The sequence below is a fragment of the Aquimarina sp. EL_43 genome (assembly GCF_943422735.1).
In the GTDB taxonomy this organism is placed as follows: Bacteria; Bacteroidota; Bacteroidia; order Flavobacteriales; family Flavobacteriaceae; genus Aquimarina; species Aquimarina megaterium.
The window spans coordinates 3,048,722-3,062,429 of sequence record NZ_CALSBR010000001.1; the positions used below are offsets into that span (position 1 = coordinate 3,048,722).

The 13,708-nt window shown below is 30.3% G+C and carries 14 protein-coding genes; 10 read left to right on the forward strand and 4 right to left on the reverse strand.

What is annotated here, in order from left to right; genetic code table 11:
* Positions 1-27: 27 nt before the first annotated feature.
* Positions 28-705, reverse strand: coding sequence for a DUF4956 domain-containing protein (locus NNL09_RS12885; RefSeq protein ID WP_196909494.1), 678 nt, complete (start codon positions 703-705; stop codon positions 28-30).
* 121 nt (positions 706-826) lie between these two features.
* Here NNL09_RS12885 and NNL09_RS12890 point away from each other — a divergent pair, with 121 nt between their 5' ends.
* The 6 genes from NNL09_RS12890 (at position 827) to NNL09_RS12915 (ending at position 6,361) form a co-directional block, all read left to right on the forward strand.
* Entirely contained in the window at positions 827-1,702 is an 876-nt protein-coding gene (locus NNL09_RS12890; protein WP_196909495.1) for a glycosyltransferase family 2 protein, read from the forward strand.
* Between the two features lie 101 nt (positions 1,703-1,803).
* The gene (locus tag NNL09_RS12895) at positions 1,804-2,652 is read left to right on the forward strand and encodes a polysaccharide deacetylase family protein (RefSeq protein ID WP_196909496.1); all 849 of its coding nucleotides are present in this window, start codon (positions 1,804-1,806) and stop codon (positions 2,650-2,652) included.
* Positions 2,639-3,049 carry a hypothetical protein gene (locus tag NNL09_RS12900; protein ID WP_196909497.1) on the forward strand — a complete coding sequence of 137 codons (411 nt, stop codon included), beginning with the start codon at positions 2,639-2,641 and terminating at the stop codon, positions 3,047-3,049. The genes NNL09_RS12895 and NNL09_RS12900 overlap by 14 nt, the downstream gene beginning before the upstream one ends.
* Entirely contained in the window at positions 3,040-4,656 is a 1,617-nt protein-coding gene (locus NNL09_RS12905; RefSeq protein ID WP_196909498.1) for a hypothetical protein, read from the forward strand. Before NNL09_RS12900 ends, NNL09_RS12905 begins: the two co-directional genes overlap by 10 nt.
* Positions 4,649-5,515, forward strand: a complete 867-nt coding sequence (locus NNL09_RS12910) for an NAD(P)-dependent oxidoreductase (protein ID WP_196909499.1) — start codon at positions 4,649-4,651, stop codon at positions 5,513-5,515. Before NNL09_RS12905 ends, NNL09_RS12910 begins: the two co-directional genes overlap by 8 nt.
* Positions 5,516-6,361, forward strand: coding sequence for a GNAT family N-acetyltransferase (locus tag NNL09_RS12915; protein WP_025666542.1), 846 nt, complete (start codon positions 5,516-5,518; stop codon positions 6,359-6,361).
* A 26-nt stretch (positions 6,362-6,387) separates the two neighbouring features.
* Here the strand turns inward: NNL09_RS12915 and NNL09_RS12920 are convergent, their stop codons facing one another.
* From NNL09_RS12920 to pepE, 3 genes are all read right to left on the reverse strand, one after another.
* Complete coding sequence (locus NNL09_RS12920) at positions 6,388-8,721, reverse strand: lipopolysaccharide assembly protein LapB (RefSeq protein WP_196909500.1); 2,334 nt, start codon at positions 8,719-8,721, stop codon at positions 6,388-6,390.
* Positions 8,722-8,790: 69 nt separating this feature from the next.
* Positions 8,791-9,705 carry a glutaminase gene (locus NNL09_RS12925; RefSeq protein ID WP_196909501.1) on the reverse strand — a complete coding sequence of 305 codons (915 nt, stop codon included), beginning with the start codon at positions 9,703-9,705 and terminating at the stop codon, positions 8,791-8,793.
* 10 nt (positions 9,706-9,715) lie between these two features.
* Complete coding sequence (pepE, locus tag NNL09_RS12930; protein ID WP_196909502.1) at positions 9,716-10,423, reverse strand: dipeptidase PepE; 708 nt, start codon at positions 10,421-10,423, stop codon at positions 9,716-9,718.
* Between the two features lie 103 nt (positions 10,424-10,526).
* On the opposite strand from pepE, the gene NNL09_RS12935 reads away from it, so the two are divergent.
* The 4 genes from NNL09_RS12935 to NNL09_RS12950 all read left to right on the forward strand — a co-directional run bounded on the left by NNL09_RS12935 (position 10,527) and on the right by NNL09_RS12950 (position 13,706).
* Positions 10,527-11,315 carry a carboxypeptidase-like regulatory domain-containing protein gene (locus tag NNL09_RS12935; protein WP_025666546.1) on the forward strand — a complete coding sequence of 263 codons (789 nt, stop codon included), beginning with the start codon at positions 10,527-10,529 and terminating at the stop codon, positions 11,313-11,315.
* A gap of 108 nt (positions 11,316-11,423) precedes the next feature.
* Entirely contained in the window at positions 11,424-12,179 is a 756-nt protein-coding gene (locus tag NNL09_RS12940; protein ID WP_196909503.1) for a hypothetical protein, read from the forward strand.
* A gap of 180 nt (positions 12,180-12,359) precedes the next feature.
* On the forward strand, positions 12,360-13,055 hold the full coding sequence (locus tag NNL09_RS12945; protein WP_196909504.1) for a hypothetical protein: 696 nt from the start codon (positions 12,360-12,362) through the stop codon (positions 13,053-13,055).
* A gap of 141 nt (positions 13,056-13,196) precedes the next feature.
* The gene (locus tag NNL09_RS12950; RefSeq protein WP_025666549.1) at positions 13,197-13,706 is read left to right on the forward strand and encodes a DUF6702 family protein; all 510 of its coding nucleotides are present in this window, start codon (positions 13,197-13,199) and stop codon (positions 13,704-13,706) included.
* The last annotated feature ends 2 nt before the right edge of the window (positions 13,707-13,708 follow it).

The window sequence follows — 13,708 nt, forward strand, 5'->3', positions numbered from 1 at the left end:
ATAGGTTTTAACTAATCTATATTCTATTTATATTTCATTACTAAGAAATGTAACATCTACAGTAGTATTTATTTCTGATAGACCATCATGTATTAACCTTATATTTTCTATTGAAGAGATATTGATTAAAAAATTGAAATGGATTTCTCCATTTGCATATTTTATTCTTTTTAGATCTACTTGATTAGAATTTTCAGAAACTATAGTGCTTATTTGATCAGTGATTTTAGATTTATCTTCATTATTGCATTGTAAACATATTAGTAGGTTTTGAGAAAAAGAATTACCTAATTTATTCTTGTTTAGGAAAATTACAATTAAAATAAGTATTCCAAAACCAATAATCGTAGGTAATAATTGATTAGCTCCTAATCCTAATCCAATTGAGATAGCAATAAAGAAATACCCCAATTCTTCGGGTTCTTTTATTGCTGTTCTAAACCTAACAATAGAAAGAGCACCTACCAGACCTAATGAAAGGGCCAAGGAGGATTTTACAATAGAAATAATAATAAAAGTAGTTATGCCAACTAAAATAAGAACTTTAGATAATTGAGATCTATTGGATATGGCGGTTCCATATCTTACATAAACAATTTTCAGGAAGAAAAGAAGTGTTCCGCATATAAGTATGTTAATGACATAATTTAGAATGGAAAAGTTTTCTTCAAAATTAAGATTTAGTTGATTAATCAGATCGTTCATTCTTTTTAAATTTTACTATGCACAAGGTAAAGAAGTTTTAGGAAAAAAATGCCTTTTTTATTCTTATGACTCTGGCTAAAGATAAATTTAGTATGTTTATATTGTTTTAAAAATAAACTCAATGAGCAAGACATTAACCATTGTAATGCCTGTTTATAATGAAGAAGAATCACTAAAGTTATTTTTACCTAAGGTTATTGACCATTGTATAACTAATTCGTATTCTCTTATTTTGGTTGACGATGGATCTAAAGATAAGACTAGTGAAATTTTGAACATGCAAGCTGCAAATACTTCTATACTTACAGTAATTACCCATAAAGTAAATAAGGGGTATGGAGGGGCAATTAAAAGTGGTATTGAAGAGTGTGATACCGATTATGTAATAACAATAGATGCAGATGGTCAGCATTATTTAAGTGATGTAGATAATTTGTTTGCCAAGATATTAGAAACAGATGCTGATTTGGTTATTGGAAGTAGAAAAGGACAATTGTCTGCTTCGGCATTTAGGAAAGTGGGAAAAGGAATTATTCGTTTTGTTGCGAAAATGCTTATGAAATTGTCGGTTTATGACATTAATTCGGGGATGAAAATTTATGACACAAAATTGGTCAAGAAATATTTAAAACTAACTCCAGATACCATGTCTTTTAGTGATATTATTACATTGACTTTTGTAAGTAATCGACATTTGGTCATTGAAGAACCTATTCAAATTAAGAAACGAATTGGAGGGGTAAGTACTATAGGTATACGAACAGCTTTTGAGACGGTTATGGAGATCATCAATATTATAATCCTATTTAACCCAGCAAGAATTTTCTTACCTATTTCTGCTTTCTTTTTTGTGTTTGGTGTATTTTGGGGAGCTAATTTTTTCTTTCAAGGTAAAGGTATAAGTATTGGAGCTAGTACTTTAATACTTACCGGTTTGATAATTTTTCTTTTAGGACTAATTGCCGAACAATTATCTGCTCTAAGAAAAAATCAATAATTTGTTTAATAAAAGAAGTGTTTTTATGGTTTGCTTTTAAGCTTCGCCGGAAATAATTAGAATCACTTTTTTGAGAAATAAGTACTTATAATTGTCGAATAATGAAATTTGATAAAAAAGAAAATATTTTTTTGTTTAGCGTTGATTTAGAGGATGTTCGTTTACGTGTTAATGATGGATTAAGATATAATCCAAGTGTTGAAAAATTAACAGAAGAATATTTAGATTTTTTAAATTTATATAAGGCAAAAGCTACATTTTTTACTGTTGGAGATATTCCAAAACATTATCCAGACCTGATTAAAACTATAACTGCAGAAGGGCATGAAATTGCCTGTCATTCAAACAAACATATTCCGGTAACAAGGCAAAGCGAAGAAGAGTTTCGAGATGATCTACAACGAAATATGGATAATCTATATAATGCAGGAGCAAAAGAGCTTATAGGATATCGAGCACCAACATACTCTATAACTAAAGATACAGAATGGGCTTTTGGTGTTTTGACAGATTTAGGATTTAAATATTCTAGTTCGGTACTTCCTGCAAAAAACCCTTTATATGGATGGAAAGAATTTGGAGAAGACCCCAGAAAAATGAACACCGATTTATGGGAAATACCAGTAAGTCTGCGTGAAGGGAGATTTTTTAAAGTGCCATTCTCGGGGGGAGTATATTTTAGATTTTTACCTTTCTATTTTATAAAAAAAAGCTTTAATTTTCATTATAATAAAAACAGGGCGATAACTAGTTATTTTCATCCTTATGATATTGATACAGAACAAGAAAAATTTATGCATCCTGAGATTAATGATAATTGGATTTATAATAAATTAATGTATTTTAATCGAAAAGGAGTATGCCCAAGACTCCATAAAATTATGGATATTTTTAATCCAAGTATCATTACTTATAAAAGTTATATTGAACTTTTGAATGAAGGAAAATAGAGATTACATTGTAGAAGCAAATCGAATTACAGATTATTTAATCTCTGCTCCTTTGAAAAGAAAGGAAGAGAGTAGCTATGTGTCAGCAATGACTCAATTTAATCTTCAATTAACAATATATGAACAAAGGCTATTATCTAATATGCTTAAAAGTAAGTGGAGAATGGCATGTATAGATGGCGGTTTAGCAATAAAAGATCCGAATAATATAGTGAGAAGAAAAATTTTCACAATGCTCGCCATATTGGAAGCTTCACCAAACTATACTATGTTTTTTTTATCACAGCGATATTCCTTTTTTTACTTTTTTAGACTAGGAATGGTTGGTTTCCGAGCTGTTTTTAGAGCTCTTTTTGGAGTAATAATTATTACAAATATTAGATCGAAATGCAGTTGAATTATGATTATATAGTTGTAGGTTCGGGGGCTACAGGAGCAATAGCAGCAAAAACTCTTGTGGATAAAGGGGAGCAAGTTGGGTTGTTGGATATTGGAGAAGAGGATAAGGTATATAAAGATGTGATTCCTAACGCTGATTTTCGAACAATACGCGAAAATGACGAGTTACAGCATTCTTATTTTTTGGGAAATAAATTTGAAGGAATTCCTTGGGAAACCACAAGAGTCGGTTCCCAGCTAACACCTCCAAGAAGTTTTTTAACAAGATTCTCTGAGAAATTATTGCCTTTTGAATCAAATAGTTTTCAACCGATGGAAAGTACAGCAAAAGGTGGATTAGGTGGCGGTTGGGGATTAGGTTGTTATGTTTTTTCTAAATTGGAATTAGAAGCCTTAGGGTTGAATGAGTCAGAAATGTTATCTGCGTATCAGGAAGTGGCTTCTTATATTGGAATATCTGGAGCAAAAGATGATGGAAGCCCATATAGTATAAGAAATTTGAAGGATATACAATCACCAACAAAAATTGAAGATAACTTAAAAGGAATTTTTAATGCTTATTATACCAATAAGAATAAACTGAATAAAAAAAATATATTTATTGGCCGATCAGGGTTGGCTTTACTTACAAAGGATTGGAACAATCGCTCTGCTGTTAAGTACAGTGATATGGGGTTTTGGAGCGATTCTAATAAGTCAGCGTACAGATCTTGGATTACTATTGACGAATTGTTGAAAAAACCAAATTTTGATTATCATAAGAAATGTTTGGTGATCAAATTTAAAGAGCAAGAAAACAAAATCGAAGTTTATGTGAAAAGAATTGATACCAATGAAGAACAAGTTTTTGTATGTAAGAAACTAATTTTATCACCTGGTGTATTAGGGACAGCCCGTATTGTTCTTAGATCTTTTGATTATAAGAAAGAAAAACTTCCTATAATTTGTAATCCGTATTCTTATATTCCCTGTTTGCAATGGAGACGTTTAGGTAAAAAAATTGAACAATATAAAACCAGTTTTGCTCAATTACTACTTTTTATTGATGAAAATAAAGATAATTTTGATGTAAGTATGGCCGCATTATTTAGTTATAGATCACTTTTGTTGTTTAAGTTAATCAAAGAGACTCCTCTTAACTTTGCTGATGCCAGAATTATAATGCAATTTTTGCACTCTTCTTTTACGATAGCAGGTATCCATCACCCTGATAAAGGATCAGATTCAAAGTTTATATCAATGAAGAAAGATGTTTCAAGCTATACAGGAGATATTTTGACTGGTCAATATATATTGTCTGATGATGAACAAAGGATAAATCATGCCAGAGAGAAAAAAATTAGAAAAGCATTAAGGGTTTTAGGATGTTTTCCATTAAAAACAATTCGTACTCCCATTGGCGGGAGTATTCATTACGGAGGAACTTTACCATTTGATGAAGGTGGAGACCTTTTTACTATTTCTAAATCGGGTAAATTAGGAGGGACAAAAAATGTATTTGTAGCTGATGGATCGGGATTCAAATATTTACCGGCAAAGGGATTAACATTAACTCTAATGGCAAATGCTAATAGGGTAGCTAGAAATGTTCTTGATTATGAATAAACCCACTATTATTATTACTGGAGCAAATGGTTTCTTAGGTAAATACCTGGTAGATTATTTTAGAATAAAAAAATGGAAAATAAAAGCATTTGTTCATAGTTTTCCAAAAGAAAAGTATGAGGATGTTACCTATGTTCAATACAATTTGGAAGAATGTAAAGAATCAACCTACTTCGATGGTGTAGATTTTCTAATTCATGCTGCGTATCTCAGGTATGAAAAAAATACTAACGCAGATGAAATCAATCTAGAAGGTACTAGAAAAATAGTTTCTATCTGTACACAAAAAAAAATAAAAGTAGCCTTTCTTTCTTCATTTTCAGCACATGATAAAGCAGTTTCACACTATGGAATCACAAAATTGCGATGTGAAGAGTTGTTTGATTTAGAAAAAGATATAGTGTTAAAGATTGGATTTGTAATAGGAGAAAAAGGGATTTTGTCGGAAATGATTGGTCGAATGAAAACATCCAGTATCTTTCCATTGGTAGGAGGTGGAGTACAGCCTTTGCAAACCATTTATATAGAAGATTTAGGTAAGATTATTGAGAAAACTCTCATCAAGAAAGAATTGACTGGGGTTTTTAAGGTAGCGCATCAAGAGGTGGTGACTATGAAAGTTTTTTATAAAGAATTGGCGCAACGATTAGGTAGGAAATTAATTTTTATTCCAATTCCAACTTTTATGTTGTATTTAGCGTGCAAATTTTTTGAAGGAATTAATGTGAAAATACCGATATCTTCAGAAAGTGTGTTGGGATTAAAGAAATTGACAACTTTTGAAACAAAAGAAGATCAAAAAAAAATAGAAGTAAAGTTAAAAAGCTTTCAGGAAAGTTTAGATTTAATATTAAAATAGATGAGTTACAATTTTTTGCCTATTCGGACAGATGAAACATCGATTAAAGAGATTACAAATCTATTGAAAATTACTTTTCCTCATGCTAAGAAATATACAGAAACTTTTGTTGTTTGGCAATATGTAGATAACCCCGATGGACCAATGATGGGTTATAATGCATATGAAGGAGCTACCTTAGCAGCTCATTATGCATTGATGCCAATCAAAGCTAAAATTTATGGTAAAGAAGAGAAGGGATTATTGTCATTAAATACAGCAACACATCCTGAACATAGAGGAAAAAAATTGTTTCCTAAGTTGGCAAATGAAAGTTATAAAGAAGCAGCGAATCAAGGGTTTAGTTTTATAATCGGAGTTGCTAATGCCCAAAGTACATCAGGTTTTTTGAAGAAATTAGATTTTCAATTTATAGGAATGCTTGATGCTAAACTAGGTTGGGGCCCAATTACACGTGAAAAAGATGATTACAATGTTGATTATCAAAGAATTTGGAATGAGGATACAATACAATGGCGTATATCTAACCCCGAATTACAGTACAAAATCAAAAATAATAGAATTTTAGCTCCAACAGATCGTTTTGGGATACAAGCAATTCTTAAAGAATTTGACAAAGAATATAGTATTGATGATAATCATACACGTACTCTGAGTTTGATGCCTATTAAGCTATGGATGGGTATTGATAATACTATCGATTGGAAAAAATCTTTTTATTTTGATATTCCATTAAAAATGAGGCCATCGCCACTTAATTTAATTTTTAAAGATCTTACTGGAAATGGTAGAGAATTTGATTTTTCTAAAATACAATTCGATGCATTAGATTTTGATGCGTATTAAGTTGTTATATTACGTTTACTTATTTGCTATTGTTGTATGTTTTTTAAAGCTACATTATAATTATTCTTTAAAAGTTGATTGTCTGGATTTATTACTAACCCTTTTTTCCCTGCTTCAATAGCTTTATTCCAGTTTTTTAAGACGTTATGTGCAGTACAAATGTTATTATAAAGCTTATCAGAGTTGGGATATATTATAACTCCTTCTTCAGCTATTTTTATACATTTTTCAAACAATCCATAATTGTAATATAATACGCTTAGATTCAAGTAATTTTCTTCGCTAACATCTTCTTTTAATAGATTAATTTGATAATCTATTTTAGTTTTACGATTAACAATATCTTCAAGATTGTTTTTTGCAAGTTGATAATTTGGAGCTAGTTCAATTGCTTTTTTACACGCTTTAATTGCTTTTTCATATTCTCCCAAAAGATTATGAGCACTACATATATTATTGTAGGCTTCTACATAATTAGGGTTTAGGGCTATGGCTTTTTTAGCAATAGATATGGATTTACGATATTGTTTTTTTTGATAATACTTGAAACTCAGATTAAAATATTTTTCAGGCGTAGGGTCATTTGCAATGTTTTTTTCTTCAATTGCTAATGCGCTATTTTTCTCGATACTTGCCACTAAAAAGGATTGTGCTCTTTTGTTATCTTTATCGATCTCAAGAGTGCTGGAAGCTAGTAGATTTAAATTTTTCCAATCTTCTAACTTTAGATAGTTTTCCATAAGTAATATGCGTGTTTCTATACTATATGGAGATAATTCTAGTGACTGAGATAGTTTATCAATAGATTCTTCATTTCTAGATTTTTCCCATAAAAATTTCCCATAGTAAAACCATGAATTATAATAGTTAGCTCCGTATTCTATAGCTTTTTTAAAATGTTCTTCTGCTAACGCACTATTTTCTTTTGCATTATATAATATACCGAGATTTATATGTAAAAATGGATAAAAAGGCCTTATTTTTAGCGCTTTTTTAAAATATGTTTCTGCATTATCATATTCTCCTTTTTTCATTTTTGTAATCCCATAATTCATCAATCCTCTGGCGTTTTTTGGGCTTTTAATAGTGACATCTTTCCATAGAGTTTCATCATTATGCCATACTTCATTTCTTAAATAGGTCCCAAAAGCATAAATAGATAATATTATAAGAATGGGAATTGGTAGAAACGAAAATCGAAAATGATACTTGTTTCTAAGATATTGGAGGAACAAATTCAGTGACCAACCTACACTAAGTATTAAGCCTACATAGGGGAAAAACATGCGATGATCATTCATAACTTCTGCCAACGGAATAAAACTAGAAGTAGGAGCGAGTGTTATAAAAAACCATAACAATCCAAAACAAATAGGGCGGTATTTTTCTTTTTTAGAGGTAATAAATATAACATAAGCTGCTATAGATAAAAATAGTATACCTATAAGGTATTTATACGACCAAATTGTTTGTAAAACAGTCCAATCTGTATCCGCGCTAAGGTTAATGGGAAGAAAAACGCTTGTGAAATAATAAAAAATTACATAAGGTTGTGTAATAAGATAGTTAAATGTTTCAGATGATCCAGTAGTAAAAGTATCCGGAGTCATTATATGATGAAAGACATATATGAGGACACAAAAAATTATTACCGGGATAGATTTTACTATTGCACGAATGGTTTTATTTGTAGATTTTGATGAAAAAAAGGTATTAAAGCTTATGTTTTCTTCAAAAAGTAATACATAGCATAAGAATAAAGGGGCGAACATAATAGCGGTAGGTTTTGCTAAAGCCCCTATTGTTAATGGAATAAGGTATAAATAATATTTTTTCGAAAAGGCTGAATATTGATATAATACAAATGCAAGAAGTATAAAGAATGTAGATAGCAAATCAGATCTTGCAATAATATAATTAACGGTTTCTGCCATAACAGGATGTAGCATGTACCATAGAGTAATTGCGCTAGCTACATAAAAATTATAAGTGTCGTTAAAAGATAGATCAAGAATTTTTTTTGTAAAAAAGAAAAGTAAAACTCCTTGTAAAAGGAATAAAATATAGGATGTTATATGAAAGAAGAAAGGTGTATACCCATCACCTAACCAGTAATCAATAGCTAAGGATGTGGTAACAATTGGTCTATATGTTTGATTTTGTGGTAATGAACTTATTGTTGTTCCATCTTTGAAAAAAGCAGGAATATTTTTTAAGCTTCTTATGTTAGGATTTTCAACAATAGTGTGAATATCATCAAAATGAAAAGAATTATCAAAATGATTGAGATAGGTTATTGTAGTGATTATGATCATAACAATAACAAAATATAATGTTTTCTTTTTTGGGGATATATTCAAAAAAATAAATTTTAGTAATTAGTTGTTTATAAAATTACTTGTTTTATCAAATACTACAAATTTTGAATCTTAAAAAATAGATAATCCTGTTAGAGTAGTTAATCGTTCTAAAGCAAGCATCCCAAGTTCTGAGTTTCCTTTGGGATTCAAAGGTGGGCTCCATACTGCTACGGCATATTGCCCTGGGTGCACTGCTACAATTCCTCCGCCAACACCACTTTTTCCGGGTAAACCTACTCTATAACTAAACTCACCTGCTTCATCATAAAAACCGCACGTCTGCATTATTGCATTAATACGTTTTACCTTTCTGGATGACAATATTCGTTCTTTGTTAAATAATCGTTTTCCGCCATTGGCGTATATCATAAATGCAGTAGAAAGCTCTTTGCAAGACATTTCTACAGAACATTGATAAATATAAAAATCAAGTACGGTTTCAATATCATTTTTAATATTGCCAAAAGATTTCATTAGATTTAATAAGGCGGCATTGCGGTGACTATAATCTTTTTCAGATTTAAAAACTTTTGGGTTGATATCAATATCTGTACAGCCAGTGATTTTATGTATGAAATCGAGAAAATCTTTTTTAGGGTCTTTTAATTGAGATATTAAAACATCACAAATTACTAAGGCCCCTGCATTTATAAATGGGTTCCTGGGAATTCCATTCTCATATTCTAATTGTACCAAAGAGTTAAAAGGGTCTCCAGAGGGCTCTACATCCACACGCTCAAATAATTCATCATCTAATAATGACATTGCCATAGTTAAAGCAAATACTTTCGAGATACTTTGAATAGAAAACCGTTCATTATGATCTCCAAAATTATAATGACCAGAATTAATACAATGCAAATGCATCCCAAATTTTTTTGGTTCAATTTTAGCTAATTCAGGAATATACGAAGCTACTTTTCCAGTATAATGTATCGACGGTAGTTCTGATCTTATCTCGTTAAGTATTTGTTGATAATCCACAGTATAATTTTTAATTTAATCCAGATAATGAGCTACCCGTTTCTACTTCGTAGGGGTCTTTGTCTTTTTCAAAAATTCTAGCACTTAAATTTCCTTCCAGAGTTATTTTATTGTCATAAACTTTTAACCAACTTCCTTCTCTTAAACCTACCACGGGTTGCGGATTTAGATTATGAAATTCTTTAATTCGAGTTTCTCGGGTTTCTCCTTTATGTGTCGAATTAGGATCAGGATCAAGATAATGTGGATTAATATTAAATGGTACGATACCCAATGTTGCAAAGTTTGGAGGGTATACAATAGGCATATCATTTGTAGTTTTCATATTAAGACCACAAATATTACTTCCTGCACTTGTTCCCAGATAAGGTACTCCAGAAAGAACGGCTTCTTTTAATGGTTCTATAACTCCATTTCGGTATAATTGATCCACCAATAGAAATGTATTTCCGCCTCCAGTATAGATACCTTTAGCGTTTTTAATAGCTTCTATAGGATCTGAAAACATATGTATGCTAACTATTCTTTTATTTATTTTTTTAAAAATATTATTGATACCTATGGTGTATTCGTCATGAGAAATTCCGCCCGGACGAGCATAAGGTATAAAAAGTATTTCCTCAATACCTGAGTATAAGTCGATTAAAGTGTCTTGTAAATATGCCAAAGGTTCACTTCCGTGAAGTGTAGATGTACTTGCAATAATACAGTTTGTCATTAGATTTTTTTTATAAAAGTAGTTTAACGTTTTCTTATCTAGAAATCTTCTGTGAAAATAAAAAAATGTAGTATCTTAAAAAATAAAATTAACCTCGTTTGTTATGAAGATAAAATTATCTGTTCTTTTTGCTTGCCTTATAGTTAGTACATCTATAGCCCAAATTACTTCAAGAGTTATGATTCATGGAAAAGTTAGTGCGCCCATTGGAGATGATGTAGAAGGTGTGGTAGTCTATAATCGCAGTACCAATAAAGGTACAATTACTACCAAGGATGGAAAGTTTAAAATAGGTGCTGGTATTAATGATCGGATTGAAGTTGTGGCAATGCAATATCAGAACTTTGTGATACTGGTAGATAAAGGAATAGTAGATACTAAGAGATTAAATATTTTTCTTAACGAATCTGTAAACCAACTAGAAGAAGTTGTGGTAACCCCATATGACTTAGCTGGTAATGTGTCTGTAGATGTAAAAAAGATAGGATTTAGTCAAAGTGGTATAGGAGATGTAGCAGAAGAGACGTCTTCGAGAATTAATGATACCGATTATGATTTTAGACCAGATGAGTTGTCTCCATTAGAAAATAAAGTGTTCTTAGAAGATAGAATGATTAACGGGTTAAATTTTGTCAACCTTTTTAAATTGTTTTATAATACTAAGAAAACTTCTAAAAAGAAAAAGTACTCTTCAGATATTGATGTTAGGGTTAGAGATTTGTATAATGATGAGTTTTTTAAAGATTATCTGGCATTAGAAATAGATCAGATTAATGATTTTATCTTTTTTGCTGAAGAAAATGGCTTAAATGCAAAGTATTTTGAATCAGGAAAAGAACTCGATCTTTTACAGTTTTTGGCATATCAAAGTAAGCTTTATCATAAGAAATAAGGTAGGCCAAAAAGGAGCTTTTGTAATTCTATGTTAGTTATATCGTCTTTGGTAGAGAAGATCTTTATTTAGTGGTATTATATAAAGATCATTTCTGATGATATTTATATGATAAGATTACTACTATTTCTACCTCTAATTATTTCATTACAAACTTTTGGTCAATCTGAAAAACTTCAAGGAAAAATTGTTGCCGATTCCCTACAAGGGTACGCCATTAATATTGTAAATTTCACTAAAGAAATAGGAACAACAAATGATGAGCAGGGATTTTTTGAAATACCTGCAAGTCCAGGGGACTCCATTGTTTTTTCTTCTGTTCAATATCAAATACGATCAATTGTAGTTAAGCAGGATCAGCTTCAGGATAAAAGGATTACAATTGTACTATATCCCATAGTACAACAATTAGAACAAGTAAGGATTAGTACTACAGAGCTTTCGGGTAACCTTGATAAAGACGTAGGTATCGTAGAGTTACAACCTTTTGTAGATAATAGGACATTGGGTCTTCCGTTTAGCGATAAACCACAGCCAACAAAAGCCGAAAGAAGAATCTATACAGCAAGAAGTGGGATAATTGATAGACCCATTAATTATCTAAGCGGAAAATTAAAAAAACTAAAGAGAATTAAAGCATTAGAAGATCTTGATGCAATAGTACAAAGAGGAGAAACGACTTTTAATACTACCTTCTTTGTAGAAGCACTACAATTACCAGAAGATTTGATAACCGATTTTATGTATTACTGTGCCAAGGATGAATATTTTAAAAACCTTCTTGAAAATTCTAAAAGGTTAACACTGGTAGAGTTTTTTCAGACAAAGGCAAAATCTTATAAAGAACACAAAGAGCTGGATTAGTTACTTTTTGTTATGGCCTAAAGTTTGATTTCTAAAAAATTATAAAAAATGATATGAATGCAACATGATTGGATATAGTTTGTCTTTAATAGTGAATTTTAACAACCATAAGTGCAGAAAAAATACGTAACTATAATTTTATTTCATTTCTTCTTTCTTTCTGTTTTCTGCCAAAGAAAAATGATAAAAGGAGTAATAGAAAATGATAGTTCAGAAGGAATTCATATAATTAATAAAACAGCCAATCTATTTACAATTACAAATAAAGAAGGGGTTTTCTTTATAGAAGCAACTATAGGAGATGTGTTTGTTATTTCATCTGTTCAATACGATCTAAAGGTTATTGTGGTAAATAAAGATATGTATGACAATAAAGAATTTAATGTTACGCTAAAAGAAAACCTTAACGAATTAGATGAAGTAATTGTAGGGGTGCAATTATCAGGTAATTTAAATACTGATATTAAGGATATAAAGACAGAAGAATTGTTTAGCCCTGAAGATGTTGGAATACCTGTTTATGATGGAGTTCAGGCGGAGGAAATTGTGCCAATGCATAAAGCTATTATGTTTTATGGCATAGGATTTAGACTAGATATTGAAGCAACTTATAAAAATTTATCAGGATATTATAAAACCTTAAAAACAACAAGGAAATTAGATAAAGAAAATAATAGTTTAGAGGCTATTCAGGATTTTTATGGTAAACAATTTTTGTCTACAGTATACAACCTCCCCGAAGAGAAAATATATGACTTTTTATTATTATGTATTCAAACTAGTGATATTCAATATGAATTTGGCAAAGAAAATCACAATGTGGTATTAAAAATATTCTCAGATAAACGAAAAGAGTTTGTGGTAAACAAACAATGAATATATTGCTGCAGATAGTTAAATTTTACTAACAAGAGAATAGATTTTAACTCTTTGTTTCTAATGGTAAGAAGTTTGGCATAATTTTTTAATGCATACCATTAAAATTAATTACATTTAACGCTTTACAAATTTTAGATGATGAACAAAACCTTACTGCTCTTTCTTTTTGTAGTGTCTGTTTCACTAAGTTCTTTTACAACTGCGCATAAGTTTTATGTAAGTGTAACTCAGGTAGATTATAATGCAAAACAACAGTCGTTACAAATTGTATCCAGGGTTTTTGTTGATGATATAGAAGAACTTCTAAAAGTACGATATGATGAGTCTACTAATTTAGATAAAGATGAAGAAAGTCTGAGAGTAGATAAAAATTTAGCAACATATCTTGGTCAGAAACTACAATTTGTAGTGAATGGAGAAGAAGTTTCTTTTACATTTTTAGGAAAAGAGTATGAAGATGATCTTATCATTTGTTATTTAGAAATAGAAAATATTACTTCTTTAAATACTATAGAAATCACAAATCAAGTTTTGATGGACCTTTTTGAAGAACAACAGAATATTGTTCACGTTAAAAAAGGAAATCAACGCAAAAGTCTTATACTTGAAAAAGAAAAAGCTTTGGGGATGTTAAAGTTTAGTGAATAAAT

What these genes read in the sequence shown, in the direction of transcription:
- NNL09_RS12935 (WP_025666546.1), top strand. Translation starts at nt 10,527, where the DNA reads ATGAAGATAAAATTATCTGTTCTTTTTGCTTGCCTTATAGTTAGTACA.
- NNL09_RS12950 (WP_025666549.1), top strand. Translation starts at nt 13,197, where the DNA reads ATGAACAAAACCTTACTGCTCTTTCTTTTTGTAGTGTCTGTTTCACTA.
- pepE (WP_196909502.1), bottom strand. Translation starts at nt 10,423, where the DNA reads ATGACAAACTGTATTATTGCAAGTACATCTACACTTCACGGAAGTGAA.
- NNL09_RS12890 (WP_196909495.1), top strand. Translation starts at nt 827, where the DNA reads ATGAGCAAGACATTAACCATTGTAATGCCTGTTTATAATGAAGAAGAA.
- NNL09_RS12910 (WP_196909499.1), top strand. Translation starts at nt 4,649, where the DNA reads ATGAATAAACCCACTATTATTATTACTGGAGCAAATGGTTTCTTAGGT.
- NNL09_RS12895 (WP_196909496.1), top strand. Translation starts at nt 1,804, where the DNA reads ATGAAATTTGATAAAAAAGAAAATATTTTTTTGTTTAGCGTTGATTTA.
- NNL09_RS12940 (WP_196909503.1), top strand. Translation starts at nt 11,424, where the DNA reads ATGATAAGATTACTACTATTTCTACCTCTAATTATTTCATTACAAACT.
- NNL09_RS12905 (WP_196909498.1), top strand. Translation starts at nt 3,040, where the DNA reads ATGCAGTTGAATTATGATTATATAGTTGTAGGTTCGGGGGCTACAGGA.
- NNL09_RS12945 (WP_196909504.1), top strand. Translation starts at nt 12,360, where the DNA reads ATGATAAAAGGAGTAATAGAAAATGATAGTTCAGAAGGAATTCATATA.
- NNL09_RS12900 (WP_196909497.1), top strand. Translation starts at nt 2,639, where the DNA reads ATGAAGGAAAATAGAGATTACATTGTAGAAGCAAATCGAATTACAGAT.
- NNL09_RS12885 (WP_196909494.1), bottom strand. Translation starts at nt 705, where the DNA reads ATGAACGATCTGATTAATCAACTAAATCTTAATTTTGAAGAAAACTTT.
- NNL09_RS12915 (WP_025666542.1), top strand. Translation starts at nt 5,516, where the DNA reads ATGAGTTACAATTTTTTGCCTATTCGGACAGATGAAACATCGATTAAA.